The organism is Janibacter hoylei PVAS-1, from assembly GCF_000297495.1.
GTDB classification, from domain to species: Bacteria; Actinomycetota; Actinomycetes; order Actinomycetales; family Dermatophilaceae; genus Janibacter; species Janibacter hoylei.
In genome coordinates, this window is sequence record NZ_ALWX01000048.1 from 1 (window position 1) to 21,202 (window position 21,202).

Annotated in this window: 21 protein-coding genes and 3 pseudogenes; 19 read left to right on the forward strand and 5 right to left on the reverse strand. The window is 71.5% G+C overall.

The genetic code is table 11. The features are described from left to right. Nucleotides 1–353 precede the first annotated feature (353 nt). The 3 genes from B277_RS10545 (at nt 354) to B277_RS19115 (ending at nt 3,226) form a co-directional block, all read left to right on the forward strand. Nucleotides 354–1,133, forward strand: a complete 780-nt coding sequence (locus tag B277_RS10545; protein ID WP_007928056.1) for an electron transfer flavoprotein subunit beta/FixA family protein — start codon at nt 354–356, stop codon at nt 1,131–1,133. Between the two features lie 31 nt (nt 1,134–1,164). Continuing rightward, nucleotides 1,165–2,106, forward strand: coding sequence for an electron transfer flavoprotein subunit alpha/FixB family protein (locus B277_RS10550; protein WP_007928058.1), 942 nt, complete (start codon nt 1,165–1,167; stop codon nt 2,104–2,106). Between the two features lie 208 nt (nt 2,107–2,314). Then, nucleotides 2,315–3,226, forward strand: a complete 912-nt coding sequence (locus B277_RS19115) for a VldE C-terminal domain-containing protein (RefSeq protein WP_007928060.1) — start codon at nt 2,315–2,317, stop codon at nt 3,224–3,226. Nucleotides 3,227–3,302: 76 nt separating this feature from the next. Here B277_RS19115 and B277_RS10560 read toward each other — a convergent pair whose 3' ends face one another. Then, nucleotides 3,303–3,665: an ArsR/SmtB family transcription factor gene (locus B277_RS10560; protein WP_007928061.1), complete on the reverse strand. Its 363-nt coding sequence runs from the start codon at nt 3,663–3,665 to the stop codon at nt 3,303–3,305. Between the two features lie 84 nt (nt 3,666–3,749). Here B277_RS10560 and B277_RS10565 point away from each other — a divergent pair, with 84 nt between their 5' ends. The 5 genes and pseudogenes from B277_RS10565 (at nt 3,750) to B277_RS10585 (ending at nt 6,754) form a co-directional block, all read left to right on the forward strand. Beyond that, entirely contained in the window at nt 3,750–4,217 is a 468-nt protein-coding gene (locus B277_RS10565) for an ArsI/CadI family heavy metal resistance metalloenzyme (RefSeq protein WP_083853739.1), read from the forward strand. Nucleotides 4,218–4,219: 2 nt separating this feature from the next. Then, nucleotides 4,220–5,322, forward strand: a pseudogene (gene arsB / locus B277_RS10570) (ACR3 family arsenite efflux transporter). Further along, complete coding sequence (locus B277_RS10575; RefSeq protein WP_007928070.1) at nt 5,319–5,942, forward strand: arsenate reductase ArsC; 624 nt, start codon at nt 5,319–5,321, stop codon at nt 5,940–5,942. Before arsB ends, B277_RS10575 begins: the two are co-directional and overlap by 4 nt. 27 nt (nt 5,943–5,969) lie before the next feature. Beyond that, nucleotides 5,970–6,392 (forward strand): arsenate reductase ArsC, encoded by a 423-nt coding sequence (locus tag B277_RS10580; RefSeq protein ID WP_007928071.1) that lies wholly within the window; start codon nt 5,970–5,972, stop codon nt 6,390–6,392. Then, nucleotides 6,389–6,754, forward strand: a complete 366-nt coding sequence (locus B277_RS10585) for an arsenate-mycothiol transferase ArsC (protein WP_007928072.1) — start codon at nt 6,389–6,391, stop codon at nt 6,752–6,754. The genes B277_RS10580 and B277_RS10585 overlap by 4 nt, the downstream gene beginning before the upstream one ends. Before the next feature lie 132 nt (nt 6,755–6,886). Here the strand turns inward: B277_RS10585 and B277_RS16045 are convergent, their stop codons facing one another. Beyond that, complete coding sequence (locus tag B277_RS16045) at nt 6,887–7,435, reverse strand: NUDIX hydrolase (protein WP_007928073.1); 549 nt, start codon at nt 7,433–7,435, stop codon at nt 6,887–6,889. Further along, on the reverse strand, nt 7,432–8,559 hold the full coding sequence (locus B277_RS10595) for a hypothetical protein (RefSeq protein ID WP_007928074.1): 1,128 nt from the start codon (nt 8,557–8,559) through the stop codon (nt 7,432–7,434). The genes B277_RS16045 and B277_RS10595 overlap by 4 nt, the downstream gene beginning before the upstream one ends. A gap of 64 nt (nt 8,560–8,623) precedes the next feature. On the opposite strand from B277_RS10595, the gene B277_RS10600 reads away from it, so the two are divergent. Beyond that, the gene (locus B277_RS10600) at nt 8,624–8,905 is read left to right on the forward strand and encodes an ArsR/SmtB family transcription factor (RefSeq protein WP_007928075.1); all 282 of its coding nucleotides are present in this window, start codon (nt 8,624–8,626) and stop codon (nt 8,903–8,905) included. Continuing rightward, nucleotides 8,902–9,843 (forward strand): cation diffusion facilitator family transporter, encoded by a 942-nt coding sequence (locus B277_RS10605; RefSeq protein WP_007928076.1) that lies wholly within the window; start codon nt 8,902–8,904, stop codon nt 9,841–9,843. Before B277_RS10600 ends, B277_RS10605 begins: the two co-directional genes overlap by 4 nt. A gap of 11 nt (nt 9,844–9,854) precedes the next feature. Here B277_RS10605 and B277_RS10610 read toward each other — a convergent pair whose 3' ends face one another. Further along, nucleotides 9,855–10,148 (reverse strand): MFS transporter, encoded by a 294-nt coding sequence (locus B277_RS10610; protein WP_128277425.1) that lies wholly within the window; start codon nt 10,146–10,148, stop codon nt 9,855–9,857. A 121-nt stretch (nt 10,149–10,269) separates the two neighbouring features. Here B277_RS10610 and B277_RS10615 point away from each other — a divergent pair, with 121 nt between their 5' ends. The 5 genes and pseudogenes from B277_RS10615 to B277_RS10630 all read left to right on the forward strand — a co-directional run bounded on the left by B277_RS10615 (nt 10,270) and on the right by B277_RS10630 (nt 13,951). Then, a complete protein-coding gene (locus tag B277_RS10615) occupies nt 10,270–10,554 on the forward strand; it encodes a hypothetical protein (RefSeq protein ID WP_007928085.1) in 285 nt (94 codons plus the stop codon). A 182-nt stretch (nt 10,555–10,736) separates the two neighbouring features. Further along, a pseudogene (locus B277_RS19955) lies at nt 10,737–10,982 on the forward strand (aminotransferase class V-fold PLP-dependent enzyme); the annotation flags it as partial. A gap of 82 nt (nt 10,983–11,064) precedes the next feature. Next, the gene (locus tag B277_RS10620; RefSeq protein ID WP_007928088.1) at nt 11,065–11,862 is read left to right on the forward strand and encodes a cysteine desulfurase family protein; all 798 of its coding nucleotides are present in this window, start codon (nt 11,065–11,067) and stop codon (nt 11,860–11,862) included. Further along, complete coding sequence (gene mnmA / locus B277_RS10625; protein ID WP_007928089.1) at nt 11,862–12,977, forward strand: tRNA 2-thiouridine(34) synthase MnmA; 1,116 nt, start codon at nt 11,862–11,864, stop codon at nt 12,975–12,977. Before B277_RS10620 ends, mnmA begins: the two co-directional genes overlap by 1 nt. Then, nucleotides 12,974–13,951, forward strand: a complete 978-nt coding sequence (locus tag B277_RS10630) for a uroporphyrinogen decarboxylase/cobalamine-independent methonine synthase family protein (protein WP_007928090.1) — start codon at nt 12,974–12,976, stop codon at nt 13,949–13,951. Before mnmA ends, B277_RS10630 begins: the two co-directional genes overlap by 4 nt. Before the next feature lie 98 nt (nt 13,952–14,049). Here the strand turns inward: B277_RS10630 and B277_RS10635 are convergent, their stop codons facing one another. After that, nucleotides 14,050–15,549 carry a long-chain-fatty-acid--CoA ligase gene (locus B277_RS10635; protein ID WP_007928091.1) on the reverse strand — a complete coding sequence of 500 codons (1,500 nt, stop codon included), beginning with the start codon at nt 15,547–15,549 and terminating at the stop codon, nt 14,050–14,052. Between the two features lie 25 nt (nt 15,550–15,574). Here B277_RS10635 and ligA point away from each other — a divergent pair, with 25 nt between their 5' ends. From ligA to B277_RS10655, 4 genes and pseudogenes are all read left to right on the forward strand, one after another. Beyond that, nucleotides 15,575–17,851 carry an NAD-dependent DNA ligase LigA gene (ligA, locus tag B277_RS10640; protein WP_083853738.1) on the forward strand — a complete coding sequence of 759 codons (2,277 nt, stop codon included), beginning with the start codon at nt 15,575–15,577 and terminating at the stop codon, nt 17,849–17,851. Further along, nucleotides 17,848–18,321 carry a mycothiol transferase gene (locus tag B277_RS10645; RefSeq protein WP_007928093.1) on the forward strand — a complete coding sequence of 158 codons (474 nt, stop codon included), beginning with the start codon at nt 17,848–17,850 and terminating at the stop codon, nt 18,319–18,321. Before ligA ends, B277_RS10645 begins: the two co-directional genes overlap by 4 nt. A 27-nt stretch (nt 18,322–18,348) precedes the next feature. After that, nucleotides 18,349–20,173: pseudogene (locus B277_RS10650) on the forward strand (DEAD/DEAH box helicase). After that, nucleotides 20,173–21,171 (forward strand): class I SAM-dependent methyltransferase, encoded by a 999-nt coding sequence (locus B277_RS10655; RefSeq protein ID WP_007928094.1) that lies wholly within the window; start codon nt 20,173–20,175, stop codon nt 21,169–21,171. Before B277_RS10650 ends, B277_RS10655 begins: the two are co-directional and overlap by 1 nt. Nucleotides 21,172–21,202: the final 31 nt, after the last annotated feature.

The window sequence follows — 21,202 nt, forward strand, 5'->3', positions numbered from 1 at the left end:
CCGCGCACCCCTTCCCGCTCCCTGAGGAAGGTCGCGCAGCGACGGCCGCGTACCCCTTCCCGCTCCCTGAGGAAGGTCGCGCAGCGACGGCCGCGTACCCCTTCCCGCTCCCTGAGGAAGGTCGCGCAGCGACCGCCGCGTACCCCTTCCCGCTCCCTGAGGAAGGTCGCGCAGCGACCGCCTCGAAGGGTGGTGTGGTGAAGGGCACCCTCACCCGCGTTGGAGGTCGCGGCTCCCGCTGGATAGCGTGGGCGGACTGGGAGCCTCCCCACAGTTCGGGCACATCCTGCGCGGCTGCTGAGAGGATCAGCCCGGTACCCAGCCCCCTCACCCAGGAAGAGGACGATTCGCCGATGAACATCGTCGTCTGCGTGAAGTACGTTCCGGACGCACAGTCCGACCGCGGATTCAACGAGGACAACACGACCGACCGCGAAGGCGTGGAAGGTCTGCTGTCCGAGCTCGACGAGTACGCCGTCGAGCAGGCCCTCCAGATCGTCGAGGCCGGTGAGGGCGAGGTCACCGTCCTGACCATCGGCCCCGCCGACGCCGCCGAGGCCGTCAAGAAGTCCCTCCAGATGGGTGCCGACAAGGGCGTCCACGTCTCCGACGACGCGATCGCCGGCTCCGACGCCCTCGCGACCTCGCTCGTCCTCGCCGAGGCCATCAAGAAGATCGGCACCCCGGACATTGTCCTCACCGGCATGGCCTCGACCGACGGCACCATGGGTGTCGTCCCGGCGATGCTCGCCGAGCGTCTCGGCCTGCCGCAGGTCACCTACGCCTCCGAGCTGACCGTCGACGGTGGGGTCGCCAAGATGCGCCGTGACGGTGACACCGCGAGCGAGACCATCGAGGCCTCCCTCCCGGCGCTCATCTCGGTCACCGACCAGATCAACGAGCCGCGCTACCCCTCCTTCAAGGGGATCATGGCCGCGAAGAAGAAGCCGGTCGAGGAGTGGAGCCTCTCCGACCTCGGCGTCGACGCCGGCCAGGTCGGCCTCGCCAACGCGGCCACGGCCGTCGAGTCGACGACCAAGCGTCCCCCGCGCGAGCAGGGCACGATCGTCACCGACGAGGGTGACGGCGGCACCAAGCTCGCCGAGTTCCTGACCACCAACAAGTTCGTCTGATCGACGACCCGGACACGAAGGAGCAATAGACATGGCTGAAGTCCTCGTCCTCGTCGACCACGCAAACGGTGAGGTGAAGAAGCCCGCCGCGGAGATGCTGACCATCGCCCGCCGCCTGGGTGAGCCCTCCGCCGTCTTCATCGGCCCCGGCGCCGAGACCGCCAAGGACCTGCTCGCGCGCTACGGCGCCGAGAAGATCTACGCCGTCTCCGACCCGGCCGCCCTCGAGCACCTCGTCGCCCCCCAGGCCGAGGTCCTCGCGCAGCTGGTGCAGGAGAAGTCCCCGGCGGCCGTGCTCATCCCGAGCAATGCCGCCGGCAAGGAGATCGGTGCCCGCCTCGCGGTCAAGACCGACTCCGGTCTGATCACCGACGCCGTCGACGTGCAGGAGGGGCCGGTCACGACCCAGTCCGTCTTCGCCGGCAGCTACACGGTCCAGGCCAAGGTCACCAAGGGCACGCCGATCATCTGCGTCAAGCCCAACTCCGCCGCGCCGGAGCAGGCCAACGGTGCCGGTGCCTTCGAGGAGCTCTCCGTGAGCATCTCCGACGGCGCCAAGGCCGCCAAGGTCACCGCGTCCGAGCCGAAGAAGGCCTCCGGTCGTCCCGAGCTCACCGAGGCGGCGATCGTCGTCTCCGGTGGTCGCGGCACCGGTGGCGACTTCTCGCCGGTCGAGACCTTCGCGGACGCCCTCGGTGCCGCCGTCGGTGCCTCGCGCGCCGCGGTCGACGCCGGTTGGTACCCGCACAGCTCGCAGGTCGGCCAGACCGGCAAGCAGGTCTCGCCGCAGCTGTACGTCGCGGCGGGCATCTCCGGTGCCATCCAGCACCGCGCCGGCATGCAGACGTCCAAGACGATCGTCGCGATCAACAAGGACGAGGAGGCCCCGATCTTCGAGCTCGTCGACTTCGGTGTCGTCGGTGACCTCTTCACCGTCCTGCCCCAGGCCACGGAGGCCGTCAAGGGCAAGTGACCCTCGGTCACGCCTGACGAAGGGCGCCGCTCCCCGCACCGGGGGCGGCGCCCTTCGTCGTGTCGGCGCGTCACGCGGCGGTACCGGCCCCGCCCCGGACGGGGTGAGCAAGGTCCCCTTTACCAAAACGTGACTTTGGGACGGGGAGTGGCTATGGTGTCTCGTGGCCGTGAGGCCGTCCCTGTTGTCCCAAGCTTTGAGGTCTCGCGTGAGCACGTCCCGTTACGTCGGTCGGCACGGCAGTCGTCGTCCCAGCCCCCTGTCCCGTCTCGGTGCACTCCCCTCGTCCGCCGGCGCCCACGGAGCCCGTGCGGCAGCCAAGACCGTCGCCGGCGTCGGCATCGTCCTGGGCTCCGGCGCCTTCGTCATCGCGCCGACCTCCGCCGTCGGCAGCCAGTCCGGCACGGACGTCGCTGCCGTCGAGAGCGTGGACACGACCGCCGCGGAGCTCCTGGGCGAGCGTGCAGGCGACCCGACGGCCTCCCGCTCGGCCTCCCGGACCACTGCGGCGATCACCGCGCCCACCGGCAGCACGGCCGCCGACGCCCACGAGGACTCCGGCGCTCTCGGCATCGACCCCGTCGTCAAGCCCAAGCCGAAGCCCAAGCCCGTCGAGCAGGAGCAGACGGACGAGGCCGACAGCGGTGCCGAGCGCGAGCAGACGCAGACCTCCCGCAGCTCGGACACCCGCAGCGCTCCGAAGCAGGAAGCCGAGTCGTCGCAGTCCTCGCAGTCGCAGTCCTCGGTGTCGGAGCAGTCGAGCGGATCGGTCGCCACGGGCAACTACGCCTCGCAGGGCGCCGCCCTCGGCCTCGGCCCCAACGCACAGAAGGTCTACTCGGCCGTGCGCACCCAGTTCCCCGACATGACCAACATCGGCGGCTACCGCGCCGGCGACCCCGGTGACCACGGCAGCGGCAACGCGGTCGACATCATGGTCACCGGCAGCCGCGGCGACCAGGTCGCCTCGTGGCTGCAGGCCAATGCCGGCCAGCTCAACATCAAGTACATCATCTGGAAGCAGCGCATCTGGATGCCCGGCGGTAGCTGGAAGCCGATGGAGGACCGCGGCGACCCCACGCAGAACCACTTCGACCACGTGCACGTCTCGGTCGGCTGAGACCCGCGCCCGCACGCCCCGTCACGCACCAGCGTGGCGGGGCGTGCGTCGTCGCGGGAGGGTCGGCCCGGGCAGCTCAGGCGTCGAGGACCTGACGCGCCAGGGCGAGCCGGTCAGGCGCCAGGGTGAACCAGGCCCACTGCCCGCGACGCTCCCGTGTCAGCAGCCCGGCGTCGACGAGCACCTTGAGGTGGTGACTCACCGTGGGCTGGGCCAGGCCGAGGGGCTCCGGTAGGTCGCAGGCGCACACTTCCTGACCGGGGGAGCAGCGCACGATGCCCAGGATCTGCAGCCGGACGGGGTCGGCGACCGCCTTGAGCAGCCGGGCCACCACCTCGGCGTCCTCGCGCGTGATCGGTGCGCTGCCCTCGGTGGCGCAGCACCGCTCCACCGCCTGGCTGAGGAGGGTGCGTCCGTCGGTAGAGGGGGCGATCGACATGGCCCCATATTGACACGCGTCGATGCGCAGTGCCAAGGTTGACGTATCGACACACGTCGATATGACCCGATGGAGGAACCCCACGTGAGCCGCGTCCAGATCGCTCTCAATGTCGTCGACCTCGAGGCGTCCATCGCCTTCTACTCCACGCTCTTCGGTGTCGAGCCGCACAAGCGCCGGCCCGGCTACGCCAACTTCGCGATCACCGAGCCGTCGCTCAAGCTCGTGCTCATCGAGACCGACGAGGCGACCCGCGAGAGTGGGCCGCGCGGTGCGCTGAACCACCTCGGTGTCGAGGTTGACCGCGCCGAGCAGGTCAGCGAGGCGCGCGCCCGGCTCGCGGATGGCGGGCTGGCGACCTTCGACGAGGACGACACGACGTGCTGCTATGCGCTCCAGGACAAGGTGTGGGTCCACGACCCGGCCGGCGCTCCGTGGGAGGTCTACGTCGTCAAGGACGACAACCCGGCGAATGCACAGCTGGCCACCGCGTCCCTGCCCGTCCTCGAGCAGTCCTCGCCGTGCTGCGCCCCGCAGGGGAGCCGGGCGTGACGATGTCTGAAGTGGCCACCGAGCGCGCGCCCGCGCGCCTGGCGATGCTGGATCGCTACCTGCCCGTGTGGATCGGCATCGCCATGGTCGCCGGGCTCGTGCTCGGCCGTGGGGTGCCTGGTCTGGGGTCCGCGCTGGACGCTGTGCAGCTGCATGGCATCTCGCTGCCGATCGCCCTCGGCCTGCTCGTCATGATGTACCCGCCGCTGGCCAAGGTCAGGTACGACCGCCTTGATTCGGTCACCCGTGACCGCAGCCTGCTCGGGTCCTCCCTCGTGCTCAACTGGATCGTCGGGCCGGCGCTGATGTTCGCCCTGGCGTGGGCCTTCCTGCCCGACCTGCCGGAGTACCGGACCGGTCTGATCATCGTAGGCCTCGCCCGGTGCATCGCCATGGTGATCATCTGGAACGACCTGGCCTGCGGGGACCGTGAAGCGGCTGCCGTGCTCGTCGCGCTCAACTCGATCTTCCAGGTCATCGCCTTTGCGGGCCTCGGGTGGTTCTACCTTTCGGTGCTGCCTGGCTGGTTGGGCCTGGAGCAAAGCACGCTGGACGTCTCGTTCGGCCAGATCGCCGTGTCGGTCCTGATCTTCCTCGGGGTCCCCCTGCTCGCCGGGTACCTCTCCCGGCGCATCGGCGAGCGGCGCTGGGGCCGGCAGGCATACGAGGGCACCTTCCTGCCGAAGATCAGCCCGTGGGCGCTCTACGGCCTGCTCTTCACCATCGTCGTCCTCTTCCGCCTGCAGGCGACGCCATCACCTCGCGCCCACTGGACGTCGCCCGCATCGCGGTGCCCCTCCTGGCCTACTTCGCCCTGATGTGGGGCGCCGGATACCTCACCGGTCGCGTACTCGGGATGACCTACGAACGCACCACCACGCTCGCCTTCACCGCGGCGGGCAACAACTTCGAGCTGGCCATCGCCGTCGCCATCGCGACCTTCGGCGTCACCTCCGGCCAGGCCCTCGCAGGCGTCGTCGGACCCCTCATCGAGGTGCCGGTCCTCGTCGGCCTCGTCTACGTCAGCCTTGGCCTGCGTCGACGATTCCCCCGCCCTTCGTCAGCCGTGGCACCATCTCGCATCAGAGCAGAGGACCGCACGTGAGTACCGCACCCCACACGCCCGACACGTACGACCGACTCATCGACGACCTGACCTACGCCTACGACGGGGTCTTCTCACCCGAGACCATCGCCACAGTCGTGCACGAGGCCCGCGCCCTGCTCGAGCCGCGCGCCACGATCACGCAGTACCTGCCGATCTTCGTCGCGAAGCAGGCCCGCGAGCAGCTCATGACCGTGGCCCAGGCTGAAGGGAGAGTCGCCAAGCAAGTCCCCGAGATCCTCTTCGTCTGCGTGCACAACGCCGGGCGGTCCCAGATGGCGGCCGCCCTGACCGAGCACCTGTCTGCCCGCAAGGTCCACGTGCGCTCAGCCGGGTCCGAACCCGTGGACACGGTCAACCCCACCGTCCTCGACGCCCTGGCTGAGCGTGGCATCCCGCTCAGCGCGCCATACCCCAAGCCATTGACCCACAGCGCCGTCCAGGCAGCAGACGTCATCGTCACCATGGGCTGCGGCGACGCCTGCCCGGTCTTTCCCGGCAAGCGCTACGAGGACTGGGACGTCGCCGACCCCGACGGCCAACCACTCGACGTCGTGCGGGACATCCGGGATGACATTCAGCAGCGTGTGACCCGCCTCCTTCGTGACGTCCTCGCCTGACCCCTCCCCACACGCCTGGAGCCCCACATGACCGACCAGCCCTCAGTCCTCTATGTCTGCGTCCACAACGCCGGGCGGTCCCAGATGGCCGCCGCCTACACGCGCACCCTCTCCGGTGGCGCCGTCGAGGTGAGATCAGCCGGATCTGCACCTGCCGACACGATCAACCCCGCCGTGCGAGAAGCAATGCTCGAGGAGGGCATCGACCTGTCAGCGGAGACGCCCAAGATCCTCACGACCGAAGCCGTCGAGGCCTCCGACGTCGTCATCACCATGGGCTGCGGCGACACCTGCCCGATCTTCCCCGGCAAGCGCTACGAGGACTGGACCCTCGATGACCCGGCCGGGCAGGGAGTCGAGGCCGTCCGGCCGATCCGCGACAACATTCGAGCGCGGGTCAGCGAACTCCTCGACTCCCTCGGGATCGAGACGGTCGAGGCCAGCTCGTGAGCACCCGCCCCTCCGTGCTCTTCGTCTGCGTCAAGAACGGCGGCAAGTCCCAGATGGCCGCCGCCCTCATGCGTCAACGCCACGGCGACGCCGTCGACGTGTACTCCGCCGGCACCCACCCCGGGGACAAGCTCAACACGCAGTCCGTCGCCTCGCTCGAGGAAGTCGGGGCCAGCGTCACTGGTGAGCACCCCAAGCCCATCGACCCCGCTCTCCTCGACTCCGTCCAGCGCGTCATCATCCTCGGCGACGAGGCGCACATCGACCAGCCGGGCAGCGCACAGGTCGACCGGTGGATCACCGACGAACCATCCACCCGCGGCATCGAGGGGGCGCGAGCGCATGGCTCTGATCCGCGATGACATCGCTACCCAGGTCGATGCCCTCGCTGCAGATCTGCACCAGAGGGACTGAGGGCTCGCCGTGGCAGTGTTGGCGACCTCCTCGTGCACCTCGAATGTGCGAGGTTTCCTGGACCCTCACCGGCACGCCCGTCACGCGTTCGCGTGGCGGGCGGGCGTCCTACTCGGGGATGCCCACCAGGCAGCCAGCGCGGCCAGCGTGATCCCGTCCCGGAGGGTGCCCTCGGCGACGAGTCGGGAGAGCGAGGTGGCGTCGACCCACACGAGGTCGTCGGTCTCGCCGTCGGGGGTGCGGGTCGGTCGTCGGCTGTCGAGCTGTGCGGCGAAGGCGATGATCGGGGTGGGCACCAGCCCGGTGTCGAGGTCGAAGGTCGCCAGACGCGTGACGTGGGTGGCGTCGAGACCGGTCTCCTCGAGGAGCTCCCTGCGGGCATCGAGCTCGGGGTCGGGCGACTCCCCGAAGCCGCGCGGCAGCTCGAGCCGCACCTCGTCGACGCACGGGCGCCAGAGCCGGACGAAGCCGATCTGCTCACCGTGGACGGGGACGACGACGACACCCGCGCGGCCGGCGCCCACGACCACGCGCGTCTGGGTCCACGCGCGGTCACCACGGGTCACGTCGGCCGCCTCGACGCGCAGATCGGGGCTCGTCTGGCTCCAGACGTGTCGGAAGGCGGTCATCGTCCACCCACCGACAGCTTGCCGTCGAGGGCGGAGGGGCGCAGGTCCCAAGCACTCTTGATGGTGTCCCACGGCATCGCGAGGAGCGCGGCGATCCCGAAGGCGAGCCACGCCAGACGCCCCACGGCGGCGCCCACGGGTGGCACGGCGAGCACGACGGCGACGAACGCGAGGAAGAGGGCCCGCGCCACGCGGATCGTCTCGGCGTAGATCGAGGCTGTCCTCGTCGCCGCATCCGCGCAGAAGGCCAGTGCCCGGAGGCGGTGGCGGCTCGGGCTGGCCTGGAGCTTGGCGCGCTCCTCCCGGGTGGCGTGGAGGAGGTGGGCGAAGACGGCAGGCGGTGCCTCCACCGCGAGCTCGAGCAGCTGGCCGGAGACCGACAGGGCGGTGCGGCCGGGAGCGTGGGTGGCTGTTGCCGCGGTGGTGGCGAAGGTGACCCAGTCGGCGTCGTGCTGGCGGGCCATCGCCGTGAAGTAGGCGCCGTCGTGCTCGTCGCGCAGACGCTTGAGCTCCGTGAGTTCCTGCGGTGCGGCGTCGTCGGCGACCGCGGCGGCGTAGGCCGCGTAGACGCCTGACCGGTCACGGCGACCGGCGGCTGCGAGGAGGGCCTCCACGTGCTCGGACTCGTGGTCCGACGACAGGTCGACGTCGATCTCGAAGGGACCCTTGGGCCGTCCGTCGAGGTGGGTCAGCATCGGCTCGGTCCGGATGGCGCCGCGCTCCGCGGCGCGGACCCACTCGTCCCATGCCGAGCGGATCTCCGGCGTGACCCAGCCCTCGCGCTGGTGCTGGCCGGCCAGCTGCCACCGAAATCCCTGCCCCCGCGCCAGCTTGTCCTCGAGGGCGTCGCCGACCGTCGGGCCGTTGACGAGGACGGTGAGCGGGAGGTCGCCCGGCGGTGACCCGAGGAGGGTGGCCAGGTCCCGGGGCCCGACGGTGGTGAAGAACCGGCTGTCCAAAAGCATCGAGTCGGTGACGAGGATCTCGCCGCCGATGAGGTGCGCGACGCGGAGGGCGCCGACGACTCGGGCCATGGCTCGCGTCGGGTCGGTGCTGTCGTCGTGGAGGCGGCGCATGGCCACGGAGTCGAGCTCCGCGAGGAAGATCCGGCGAGCCAGGTGCATGTGGGCATCATGTCAGGACGGCAGCGCCCTCCAACGGATCGCCGCTGTGGTATATCATCGTCACATGACGATGAATGGACGGGCGCTCGTCTTCCACGCACTCTCCGAGCCGACCCGGCTCGCACTGCTGGAGCACCTGCGCAGCGGAGAGCACCGGGTGCGCGACCTCGTCGACCACATGGGGCTGGCACAGTCCACCGTCAGCGTCCACCTCGCCTGCCTGCGCGACGCCGGTCTCGTGACGGTGCGTGCCGAAGGGAGGGCCAGCTGGTTCTCCCTTCGTCGGCCCGACCGTCTCGACGCGCTGCTCCGCAGCGCGGACGACCTCGTCGAGGAGCCGGCATGAGCGGCGGGCACGGACACTCGCACGCCCCCACCTCGGCCACACCGGACCGTGGGCTGCGCAACCGGCTGGCCATGGCCTTCGCGATCACGGCCCTCGTCGTCGTGGCCCAGGCGATCGGGGCCCTCGTCACCGGCAGCCTCGCGTTGCTCACCGACACCGCGCACGCGCTCGCCGACTCCGCCGGCCTGCTCGTCGCGGTGGTCGCGGCGACGATGGTGCTGCGTCCGGCGAGCCCCCGGCGGACCTGGGGCTTCTTGCGGATCGAGGTCATCGCGGCCCTCGGGCAGGCCTGCCTGCTCGTCCTCGTCGGCGGCTACGCGGCGATCGAAGGGGTGCGTCGCCTCGTCGAGCCGAGCGAAGTGCCGGGGCCGCAGCTGCTCGTCTTCGGGATGCTCGGTCTGCTCGCCAACCTCGTCGCCATCGCGGTCCTGTCGACCGGGCGCGGGGCCAACCTCAACATGCGGGCCGCCTTCCTCGAGGTTGTCAATGACGCGCTCGGGTCGCTCGGCGTCATCGTGGCGGCCGTCGTCATCACGACGACCGGTTTCACCCGGGCTGACAGCATCGCCGGTCTCTTCATCGTGGCGCTCATCGTGCCGCGTGCCGTCACCCTCCTGCGCGAGACGGTGCGGGTGCTCATGGAGTTCGCCCCCGAGGACGTCGACCTGGACGTCGTGCGCGCCCACGTCCTCGAGCTCGACCACGTGCGTGAGGTGCACGACCTGCACGCGTCGATGATCGGCACCGGCCTGCCCGTCATCTCCGCCCACGTCGTCATCGACGACGGGTGCTTCGAGTCGGGGCACGCGCCCCAGATCCTCGAGGAGATCCGGCAGTGCCTGTGCGAGCACTTCCCCGTCTCCTTCGACCACGCGACGGTCCAGCTCGAGACCGCGGACCTGCGGGAGCGCACCTGCGACTCGATGGAGCACGCCTGAGCGGCAGTGCCTCAGTCAGCGGGGGCCTCGCGCCGGTCGCGGACCGCGAAGACGAGTGCGACGAGCACGATGACGCCGATGACGAGCTGCCGCCCCCGGCGGTCGACCCGTCGAGCCGCCCAGCTGGCGGCGACGGCGGCAGTGAGGGCCGCGGGGACGCCGACGAGCGCCGTCTGCAGGTCGCTCTTGCCGGTACCGATCTGCAGGTAGAGGGCGACGAGGACCCACACGCTCGTCATGCCGAGGAAGTACAGCAGCGCGATGGTGCTGCCGCGGGTGAAGCTCGGGATCGCAAAGATCGCCAAGTCGACCATAGGGCTGCGGCCGGTGTCGCGGTAGTGGCGCTCCCACCGCACCCAGGCCCAGCCGAGCAGGAGGCCGACGGGCAGGCTCGTCCAGTACCAGGGCGAGCTGCCCGGTGGGGAAGTGGCGGTAGAGCGTGCCCGCCCCGACCCCCGGCCGCTACTCGGCACCCCGGGCATCGGCATCGGCGCGCTCACCATGCTCTTCGTCGGGGGCGGCGCGACCTCCCACCTCGTCGTCCTCGCCTGCTGGATCGTCGGCGGGGTCGCGCTCGCGGGTCTCGGGGTCGCCCGGCAGGAGCGTGGCGCGCACATCGCGGCCGCCGAACGCGAGGGCGCGCTGGCCTCGGCCCGAGCGAGCCCAAGGTTGTGTGTGCAACTGGTAGCCCTGCGGGCCGGCGCGCGCTGAGGAGCGTCGCCGGCGCCCAGGACTACCGGTTCAACACACAACCATCGCTCGGCGGATCGCCGCCGGATCGCCGCCGGATCGCCGCCGGATCGCCGCCGCAGTCACCTCGTAGACTTCATCCGATGACCACCTACCTCGACCACGCGGCGACCACGCCGATGACTCCCGCTGCCCGGGAGGCGATGGTCGAGCAGCTCGCGCTCACCGGCAACGCCTCCAGCCTCCACGGGCCCGGCCGCGACGCCCGCCGGGTCGTCGAGGAGTCGCGTGAGCGCATCGCCGCGGCCCTCGGCGCCCGTCCGAGCGAGATCGTCTTCACCTCCGGAGGCACCGAGGCGGACAACCTCGCCATCACCGGCTCGCTCCGTGCGGCACGTGCGGCGGACCCCCTTCGCTCTCGCGTCGTCGTCAGCGGTGTCGAGCACCACGCCGTCCTCGACGTCGTCGACCACGCGGTCGAGCACGAGGGCGCGCAGGCGACCTTCGTCGCTCCGGGGGGAGTGCGGCGCGGTGCAGCCCGACGCGGTCCGGGCCGCGATCGAGGAGGACCCCGCGAGCGTCGGGCTCGTCTCGGTCATGTGGGCCAACAACGAGGTCGGCACCGTCCAGGACGTCGCCACGATGGCCGCGATCTCCCACGAGCACGGGCTGGCCTTCCACACCGATGCCGTCCAGGCTGCCGGCCACCTGGCGGTCGACTTCGCCGAGAGCGGCGTCGACCTCATGAGCATCAGCGCGCACAAGTTCGGCGGACCGCTCGGCATCGGGGCGCTCGTCGCCAAGCGCGACGCCCGGCTCGTCGCCCTGAGCCACGGTGGCGGGCAGGAGCGCGGGGTGCGGTCCGGCACGCTCGACGTGCCGGCCATCCGCGGCTTCGCCGTCGCGCTCACCGAGGCGGTCGAGCGCCGCGAGGCCGAGGCCGCCCGCGTCGGCGTCCTGCGCGACCGCTTCCTCGCCGGCACCCAGGCCCTCGACCTCGACATCAGGATCACCGGCTGCTGGACGCCCGGCGACGTGTCGAATCGTCTGCCGGGCAATGCCCACATCACCATCCCCGGGTGCGAGGGCGACTCGATGCTCTACCTGCTCGACGCCGCGGGCGTCGCGGTCTCGACGGGCTCGGCCTGCCAGGCCGGCATCCCGCAGCCCTCCCACGTCGTGCTCGCGATGGGCCGCTCCGAGGAAGAGGCGCGCGGCTCGCTGCGGGTGTCCTTCGGCTGGACCTCCACCGAGGCCGACGTCGATGCCGTCCTCGCGGCGCTGCCCGAGGCGGTCGAGCGAGCCCGGCGGGCGAGCGGGGCAGCCTGATGCGCGTCGTCGCAGCGATGAGCGGGGGCGTCGACTCGGCGGTCGCCGCCTCCCGGATGATCGAGGCCGGCCACGACGTCGTCGGAGTCCACCTCGCCCTGGCCAAGAACGCCAAGACGCTGCGCGAGGGCGCCCGCGGCTGCTGCACCATCGAGGACGCCGGCGACGCCCGGCGGGTCGCCGACCGACTGGGCATCCCCTTCTACGTCTGGGACATGGCCACCCCCTTCGCCCGGGACGTCGTCGAGGACTTCGTCGCCGAGTACGAGGCAGGCCGCACCCCCAACCCCTGCCTGCGGTGCAACGAGAAGATCAAGTTCGCCGCGCTCCTCGACAAGGCGCTGGCGCTCGGCTTCGACGCCGTGGCGACCGGGCACTACGCGCAGATCGTCGACGGCCCCCACGGGCGCGAGCTGCACCGTGCGGTCGACGCCGCCAAGGACCAGTCCTACGTGCTCGGCGTGCTCGACGAGGAGCAGCTGGCGCGCGCCTTCTTCCCCCTCGGCGACACGACGAAGCCGCAGATCCGCGAGGAGGCGGCCGCGCGCGGCTTCGCCGTGGCCAAGAAGCCGGACAGCCACGACATCTGCTTCATCTCCGACGGCGACACCCGCGGCTGGCTGACCCAGCGGCTCGGTGAGCAGCCGGGCGAGATCGTCGACGAGGGCTCCGGCGAGGTCGTCGGTCAGCACCGCGGCGCCTACGGCTTCACCGTCGGCCAGCGCCGCGGGCTCGGCCTGGACCGATCCGACCTCGACGGGCAGCCGCGATACGTCACCCGGGTCGAGGCCGCGTCCAACCGGGTCTTCATCGGCACCTCGGACCTGCTCGGCACCGACGAGATCGAGGCCGACCACGTGCGCTGGTGCGGGCCGGCGGCGCAGGGGCGGCACCGGCTCGGCGCGCAGATCCGGGCCCACGGCGAGGAGATCGCCGCCACCGCCGAGGTGGTCACCGATGCGACCGCCGAAGGGGGCCTGCGCCTCGTGGTCCACCTCGACGAGGCCGTGCGCGGCGCTGCCCCCGGTCAGTCGATCGTCCTCTACGACGGCACCCGCGTCGTCGGCTCGGGCACCATCGCGCGCGCCGGGCGAGCTGCGAGGGCGAGCGCGTGACCCGCGCGTCCGGTGTCGGGTCGTGGCCCGGCACGCGATCGCGCGAGGCCGTCGTCGCCGTCCGCGACCTGCTCGGCGACGGCATCCCGCACCTGCCCGAGCTGCCCGGTCGTGGGGTCGGTGCCGACATGGTCGGGCGCGCGGCGGGCCTGCTCGCGGGACTGCACGTCGAGACCCAGCCCTACGGGTGGCGCTTCGCGGGCCGTCCCGGCCACGACGAAGGGAGGGCCCGCGCCCTCCTGCGCGAGGACCTCGACGAGCTCGCCGAGGCCTACGACGGCTGGTCCGGCCCGCTCAAGGTCCAGGTCACCGGGCCGTGGACGCTCGGTGCGACGATCGAGCTCCCGCGCGGCGAGCGCGCCGTGGCCGACCACGGTGCGCGGCGCGACCTCGTCGGGTCGCTCGCGGAGGGCCTGCGTGCGCACATCGCTGACGTCGAGCGCCTCGTGTCCGGCGCCGAGGTCGTCGTGCAGGTCGACGAGCCGGCTCTGCCCGCCGTGCTCGAGGGGCGGCTGCCGACCGCCTCGGGCTACGGCACGCTGCGCTCGGTCGACCGGTCGGAGGTCCGTGACGGTCTGCGCGAGGTGCTCGACGCGGCAGGGGAGCGGACGACGCTCGTGCACTGCTGCGCCGGCGAGGTGCCGGTCCAGCTGCTGCGGGAGAGCGGTGCCCGTGGCATCTCGCTCGACACCTCGCTGCTCGACGGTGCCCGGTGGGAGCAGGTCGCGGAGGCCGTCGAGGCGGGCGTGACCCTCTGGGCCGGCGCCGTGCCGACGAGCGGCGGTGACTGGCGCACGGCGCGCGATCGGCTCGTCGGGGCCTGGCAGCGGATCGGCCTGCCGGTCTCCGCGCTCGCCGACGTCGTCGTCACGCCGACCTGCGGGCTGGCGGGGGCCTCCCCTTCGTCCGCCGTGGCAGCGCTGCGGACCACGACGGACCTCGCCTCGGCCCTGACCGACCTCGCCGCCGGCTGAGTCACTCCCTTCGGCAGGTGGCCGGGAAGCACGCGCGCGGCCGGGAAGACCCGGCCAGTTCAGGCGGTCCTGGCCCGCGGGTCGAGCGGTGGGAGGGCTCAGGCGGTCGGGGCGTGGATCTCCCGCTTGAGGATCTTGCCCGTCGGGCCCTTGGGCAGCTCGTCGAGGACCCAGATGGTGCGCGGGTACTTGTAGGCCGCGACGCGGTCCTTGACGTACTGCTTGATCTCCTCGAGGTCACCCGAGGCACCCTCGCGCAGCGAGACCGCGGCGCCGACGTCCTCGCCGAGCTCGGGGTGCGGCACCGAGACGACCGCGCACTCGAGGACGTCGGGGTGGGTGTAGAGCACCTCCTCGATCTCGCGCGGGTAGATGTTCATGCCGCCGCGGATGATGAGGTCCTTCTTGCGGTCGACGATCGTGTAGTAGCCGTCCTCGTCGACGCTCGCAATGTCACCGGTGCGGAACCACCCGTCCGGGATCGCGGCCTCGGTCGCCTCGGGCCTGCCCCAGTAGCCCTTCATGACGTTGTCACCGCGGATCGCGATCTCGCCGACGCCCTCACCCGGGCCGACCGTCTGGCCGTCCTCGCCGATGAGCTTCATCTCGCAGCCGGGGATCGCGCGGCCGATCGTGCCGGGCTTGGTCGGCTGGTCGAGCATGTTGAAGGAGGCGACCGGCGAGGTCTCGGACAGGCCGTAGCCCTCGAGCAGGCTGACCTTGAAGGTCTCCTCGAACTCGCGCAGCGTCTCGCCCGGCAGGGAGGAACCACCGGAGACGCAGGTGCGCAGGCTCGAGGTGTCGGTCTCGGAGACCGCCGGGTGGTGGAGCATCGCGCCATACATCGTCGGCACGCCCTCGAAGATCGTCACCTTGTCCCGGGCGATGACCTCGAGCGCCTTGCCCGGGTCGAAGCGGGGGATGAGGGTCAGGGTCGCGCCCTGGCGGACCGCGGCGTTGAGTCCGCAGGTCAGGCCGAAGACGTGGAAGAGCGGCAGGCAGCCCATGATGACGTCGTCGGGCTGGATCCCGATGATGTCCTCGGCCGAGCGCTGGGCGTTGAGGTTGAGGTTGTCGTGGGTGAGCTGGGCGCCCTTCGGCCGTCCCGTCGTGCCGGAGGTGTAGAGGATGACGGCGTCGTCGTCGCCGGCGCGCTCGGTGGGGGTGGTGATCGGCTCGCCCGCGGGGAGGGACTCGGGGGCCGGGCCGACCGGCCCGGAGACGATCACCTGCGTGTCCGTGCCCTCGGCGCCCGCCTGCGCCTCGGGCGCGAAGTCGCCCCAGACGAAGGAGAACTTCGCGCCGGAGTCGGTGTAGAAGTACTCGATCTCGTTGGCCTTGAGCAGCGGGTTCATCGGGACGACGACGCCGCCTGCGAGCAGGGTGCCGTAGAAGAGCACGGGGAAGGCCGGGACGTTGGGCAGGATGAGCGAGACCCGGTCACCGGGCTCGAGACCGGCTGCGCGAAGGGAGCCAGCCGCCTTGGCCGCGAGGCCGTGCAGCTGTGACCACGTCAACTCCGCGTCGTCGAGTTTGATGGCCACCTTGTCCGGGTGGGTCTGGGCAGTGGTGACGAGGTTCGTCGCCAGGTTCGTCATCGTCGACTCCTGAATGCTGGTTCGGATGGACCCATCCAACACGGTCGGCCGCGTGGAGGGAAGGGGTGTCGGGGGTGTGCGGCAGGATGGTCGGGTGAGCGAGATCCCCGAGAAGGACGAGTCCACGGAGCAGGTCCAGCCGGAGACGCCGGCCGACGTGCCCGACGAGCTGCGACAGGAGTGGGCCGACCTCGCTGAGCAGGCGACGACGGCCCAGTTCGCCTACCACGTCAAGGATGCGCCGACGATCAGTGATGCCGAGTACGACCGGCTCATCCGGCGGCTGCAGGAGATCGAGGAGGCGCACCCCTCCCTGCGCACTCCCGAGTCGCCGACGCAGCAGGTGGGCGGGGCGATCTTCTCCACTGACTTCACCGCGGTCGACCACCTCGAGCGCATGCTCAGCCTCGACAACGCCTTCGAGGGCGACGACCTGCTCGCGTGGGCGCAGCGCGTCGAGACCGAGGTCAGCGGCTTCCACTACCTGTGCGAGCTGAAGATCGACGGCGTCGCGATCAACCTCCTGTACGAAGGGGGCAAGCTCACCCGGGCCCTGACCCGCGGCGACGGGCGCACCGGCGAGGACGTCACGCTCAACGTGCGCACCATCGAGGGGATCCCGACCCAGCTCGACGACAGCGTGCACCCCGTGCCCGACCTCGTCGAGATCCGCGGGGAGGTCTTCTTCCGCCTCGAGGACTTCGCCGAGCTCAACGCCGGCCTCGTCGAGGCGGGCAAGGCCCCCTTCGCCAACCCGCGCAACTCCGCCGCGGGATCGTTGCGACAAAAGGACCCCCGGGTCACGGCCCGCCGCTCCCTGCACATGCTCGTCCACGGCATGGGGCGGCGCGAGGGCTTCGACGTCGACAGCCAGAGCCACGCCTACGAGCTCATGGCCGCGTGGGGGCTGCCGACCTCGCGGCACTACCGCGTGCTCGACACGATCACGCAGGTGCGCGACTACATCGCCGACGTCGAGCGGCAGCGCCACGACTACGACCACGAGATCGACGGCGTGGTCGTCAAGGTCGACGAGATCGCCGTGCAGCGGCGCCTAGGGTCGACCTCGCGGGCGCCGCGGTGGGCCATCGCGTGGAAGTACCCGCCCGAGGAGGTCAACACCCGACTCCTCGACATCCAGGTCAACGTCGGCCGCACGGGGCGGGTCACCCCCTTCGGCGTCATGGAGCCGGTGACCGTCGCCGGCTCGACCGTCTCGATGGCGACGCTGCACAACGGCCACGAGGTCAAGCGCAAGGGGGTGCTCATCGGCGACACCGTCGTCCTGCGCAAGGCCGGCGACGTCATCCCCGAGATCCTCGGTCCGGTCGTCGAGCTGCGCGACGGCAGCGAGCGCGAGTTCGTCATGCCGACGCACTGCCCCGCCTGCGGCACGAAGCTCGCCCCGCAGAAGGAGGGCGACAAGGACATCCGCTGCCCCAACTCGCGCACCTGCCCCAGCCAGCTGCGCGAGCGGCTGTCGTCGCTCGCCGGGCGGGGCGCCTTCGACATCGAGGCGCTCGGGTGGGAGGGCGCCGTCGGGCTCCTCGACTCCGGCGTGCTCACCGACGAGGGCGGGCTCTTCGGCCTGACGGCGCAGGACGTCGCGCGGGTCCCGCTCTTCACCCGGGCGGCGAAGAAGACCGACCCGGAGGAGGCCGTCCACGACGGTCGGGTCCTGTCGGCCAACGGCGCCAAGCTCGTCGACAATCTCCAGCAGGCCAAGCAGCAGCCGCTGTGGCGGGTGCTCGTCGCGCTGTCGATCCGGCACGTCGGGCCGACCGCGGCCCGGGCGCTGGCGCAGCACTTCGGCTCGATGGCCGCGATCCGCGAGGCGGACGAGGAGGCCCTGGCCGACGTCGAGGGTGTCGGGCCGACGATCGCCGCCTCGGTGCGCGAGTGGTTCGACGGCGAGGGCAACGACTGGCACCGCGGCATCGTCGACCAGTGGGCCGCCGACGGGGTGCGCATGGAGGACGAGCGCGACGAGTCGATCCGGCAGACCCTCGAGGGCGTGACCGTCGTCGTCACCGGCTCGCTCGAGCGCTACTCCCGCGACAGCGCCAAGGAGGCCATCCTCGAGCGCGGCGGCAAGGCCTCGGGCTCGGTGAGCAAGAAGACCGACTGGGTCGTCGTCGGCGACAACGCCGGCTCCAAGGAGGCCAAGGCCCGCGAGCTCGGACGCCCGATCCTCACCGAGGACGAGTTCACCGAGCTCCTCGAGACCGGGGCCGTGGCGCGCTTCGCCGAGGGTGATGGCGCCGGGGACGGCCCCGCGGACACGAGCCGCGCCGCCGGATGAGCGGCATCGACCGCGCCACCGCCCAGTGGTACGTCGACACGGCCCTGGCCAAGCTGCTCGCCCGAGCCGACGAGCTCGTCGATGCCGGTGGAGAGGAGCTGCTCTGCGGTCGGCCCGACGTCGAGGGCGCCAACAGCGTCTACGCGCTCGTCGTCCACTGCTGCGGCGTCATGGAGCGCTGGGGCGGCGAGACCATCGCGGGGCGGCAGATCCGACGTGACCGGGCCGCGGAGTTCAACGCCATGGGCACGATCGACCAGCTCGAGGCGCTCGTCGCAGCCCAGCGGCGGCGCTGGGTCGACGACCTCGCCGACTACGACGCCGGCGCAGCGCCGCGTGGTCCCGACGGCTGGGAGGAGGGCGACCCCGAGCCGACGACGCAGGGCTTCGTCGTCCTGCACGTCATCGAGGAGCTGTACCAGCACCTCGGCCACGTCGACCTCACGGTCGACCTCGTCCTCGGTCGCTGAGCCCGGCCTCTCGACTACCGTCGTCCTGTGAGCACTGACAGCACGCCCCCTGACCAGACCGAGGCCGACACCGCGAGCGAGCAGCCCGAGGGTCCGACCTTCGCCGATCTCGGCCTCGACGACCGGGTCGTGCGCGCGCTCAAGGACATCGGCTACGAGCGGCCCTCGCCGATCCAGGCGGCGACCATCCCGGCCCTGCTCGACGGGCGTCACGTCGTGGGCCTGGCGCAGACCGGCACCGGCAAGACCGCGGCCTTCGCGCTGCCGGTCCTCAGCCGCCTCGACCCCAAGCAGAAGTCGCCACAGGCGCTCATCCTCGCGCCGACCCGCGAGCTCGCGCTGCAGGTCTGCGAGGCGATCGAGAAGTACTCGGCCCGGATGACCGGCGTGCGCGTCCTACCGGTCTACGGCGGCCAGGGCTACGGGGTCCAGCTCAGCGCGCTGCGTCGCGGTGTGCACATCGTCGTGGGCACGCCCGGGCGGATCATGGACCACCTCGACAAGGGCACGCTCGACCTGTCGCAGCTGCGCTTCCTCGTCCTCGACGAGGCCGACGAGATGCTCAAGATGGGCTTCGCCGAGGACGTCGAGACGATCCTCGCGGCGACCCCCGAGGACAAGCACGTCGCCCTCTTCAGCGCGACCATGCCCGCGCAGATCCGCCGCATCTCGCAGAAGTACCTCACCGACGCCCTCGAGATCACCGTCGAGCGCAAGACGACGACCGCGCCCAACATCACCCAGCGACACCTCTTCGTCTCCTACCCGCAAAAGGTCGAGGCGCTCACCCGCATCCTCGAGGTGGAGAACTTCGAGGCGATGATCGTCTTCGTCCGCACCAAGAACGAGACCGAGACGCTTGCCGAAAAGCTGCGGGCCCGTGGATTTTCGGCCGCGGCGATCAACGGCGACGTCGCGCAGGCACAGCGGGAGCGGACGGTCGCGCAGCTCAAGTCGGGCAAGCTCGACATCCTCGTCGCCACCGACGTCGCCGCCCGCGGCCTCGACGTCGAGCGGATCAGCCACGTCGTCAACTACGACATCCCGACCGACACCGAGTCCTACGTCCACCGGATCGGGCGCACCGGCCGCGCGGGGCGCTCGGGCGACGCGATCTCCTTCGTCACGCCGCGTGAGCGCCACCTGCTCAAGGCGATCGAGAAGGCGACCCGCACGACCCTCACCGAGATGTCGATGCCGAGCGCTGAGGACATCAACGCCAGCCGGCTGGGGCGCTTCGACGACCGGATCACCGCGGCGCTCGCCTCGTCCGACCTGTCGACCTTCCGCGACGTCGTGGGCCACTACGTGCGCGAGCACGACGTGCCCGAGGGGGGACGTCGCGGCCGCGCTGGCCATCGTCCTCCAGGGCGACGAGCCGATGCTCCTCGACCCCGACCCGGTGCGCCCGCCGCGCCGTGAGCGGGACGACCGCGCCCCCCGCCGTGACCGCGATGGCGAAGGGAGCCGCCGCGGTGACCGTGGCCCGCGCGGCTCCTTGGGCCCCATGGGCACCTACCGGATCGCCGTGGGGCGGCGGCACAAGGTCGAGCCCCGCCAGATCGTCGGTGCCCTCGCCAACGAAGGGGGCCTGCGCCGCCAAGACTTCGGGCACATCGACATCCGGGGCGACTTCTCCATCGTCGAGCTGCCGGCGACCCTGCCGCCGGGCACGACCGACAGACTTAGCCGCACCCGCATCTCGGGGCGCCTCATCGAGCTGCGGGAGTGGCAGGAGCGTGGTGGCGGTCGACGGGAGGGTGGCCGGCGTGACGGCGGCTCCTACGACAAGAAGCCGTACGGCAAGAAGCCCTACGACAAAAAGCCGCACCGCAAGGGCCGCCGCGACTGATGGAGCCCGACCCCGTCGACCGCCTGCTGCTCGACGAGCTCGGTGACCTGCCGGACGGTCGCATCGCCGTCGTCGACGACGACACCGGTGCGCTCGCCGGCGCCCTGCGCGACCTCGCGGGGGAGCGGGTGATGGCCCACAGCACCAGCCTGCTCGCCGAGCGTCGGGTGGCCGCCACCAGCGTCCCCACCGTGCCCGAACTCGGCGGGGCACTGACCGGCGCCGCGCTCGTCGTCCTCCGGCTGCCGGCCTCCCTCGACGCGCTCGACGAGGTCGCCCGCACGGCAGCGCTGCTCGGCACGCCGGACGTGCGCATCGTCGCGGGTGCGCGCGTCAAGCACATGACGCCGTCGATGAACGACGTGCTCGGTGTGAGCTTCGAGCAGGTGCGGGCGAGCCTGGGCCGGCAGAAGTCCCGGGTGCTCCACGCCGCCGATCCGCGCCCGGTCGAGCAGGTCTGGCCGCGCCGCCGCCACCACGACGACCTCGACCTCACCGTGCACGCCCACGGGGCCGCCTTCGCCGGCACGCGCATCGACGCGGGCACCCGGCTCCTGCTCGGGCAGCTCGACCGGCTCGCCGACACCGACGGCACCGTCGTCGACCTCGGGTGCGGCACAGGGGTGCTCGCCGCCGTGCTGGCCCGCCGCTTCGTCGACGTCGTCGCGATCGACGTCTCCGCTGCGGCGGTCGCCTCCGCCCGCCTGACGACGGCCGGTCGGGTGGACGTGCGCCGCAGCGACGGGCTGAGCGAGCTCGCCGACGCCTCGGTCGCGACGGTCGTCAGCAACCCGCCCTTCCACGTCGGCACCGCCAAGGACTCCACGCCCACGCTGCGGATGATCGCCGACGCCCGCCGGGTCCTCGTCCCGGGCGGCGAGCTCGTGCTCGTCTACAACGCGCACCTGCCCTACCTGCCGCGGCTGCGCGAGGTCGGGCCCACCGAGATCCTCGCCCGCGACCGCAGCTACCTCGTCACCCGCACCGTGCGGGCATGACGAAGGGGGGGTGCACCGCGGCCGGCTGCAC

Excerpts from the sequence above, each read along its gene's own strand:
- B277_RS16045 (WP_007928073.1), bottom strand. The coding sequence starts at position 7,435 with ATGACCGCCTTCCGACACGTCTGGAGCCAGACGAGCCCCGATCTGCGC.
- B277_RS10645 (WP_007928093.1), top strand. The coding sequence starts at position 17,848 with ATGAGCGGCATCGACCGCGCCACCGCCCAGTGGTACGTCGACACGGCC.
- B277_RS10550 (WP_007928058.1), top strand. The coding sequence starts at position 1,165 with ATGGCTGAAGTCCTCGTCCTCGTCGACCACGCAAACGGTGAGGTGAAG.
- ligA (WP_083853738.1), top strand. The coding sequence starts at position 15,575 with ATGGACCCATCCAACACGGTCGGCCGCGTGGAGGGAAGGGGTGTCGGG.
- B277_RS10600 (WP_007928075.1), top strand. The coding sequence starts at position 8,624 with ATGACGATGAATGGACGGGCGCTCGTCTTCCACGCACTCTCCGAGCCG.
- B277_RS10655 (WP_007928094.1), top strand. The coding sequence starts at position 20,173 with ATGGAGCCCGACCCCGTCGACCGCCTGCTGCTCGACGAGCTCGGTGAC.
- B277_RS10560 (WP_007928061.1), bottom strand. The coding sequence starts at position 3,665 with ATGTCGATCGCCCCCTCTACCGACGGACGCACCCTCCTCAGCCAGGCG.
- B277_RS10605 (WP_007928076.1), top strand. The coding sequence starts at position 8,902 with ATGAGCGGCGGGCACGGACACTCGCACGCCCCCACCTCGGCCACACCG.
- B277_RS10580 (WP_007928071.1), top strand. The coding sequence starts at position 5,970 with ATGACCGACCAGCCCTCAGTCCTCTATGTCTGCGTCCACAACGCCGGG.
- B277_RS10635 (WP_007928091.1), bottom strand. The coding sequence starts at position 15,549 with ATGACGAACCTGGCGACGAACCTCGTCACCACTGCCCAGACCCACCCG.
- B277_RS10595 (WP_007928074.1), bottom strand. The coding sequence starts at position 8,559 with ATGCACCTGGCTCGCCGGATCTTCCTCGCGGAGCTCGACTCCGTGGCC.
- mnmA (WP_007928089.1), top strand. The coding sequence starts at position 11,862 with ATGCGCGTCGTCGCAGCGATGAGCGGGGGCGTCGACTCGGCGGTCGCC.
- B277_RS10545 (WP_007928056.1), top strand. The coding sequence starts at position 354 with ATGAACATCGTCGTCTGCGTGAAGTACGTTCCGGACGCACAGTCCGAC.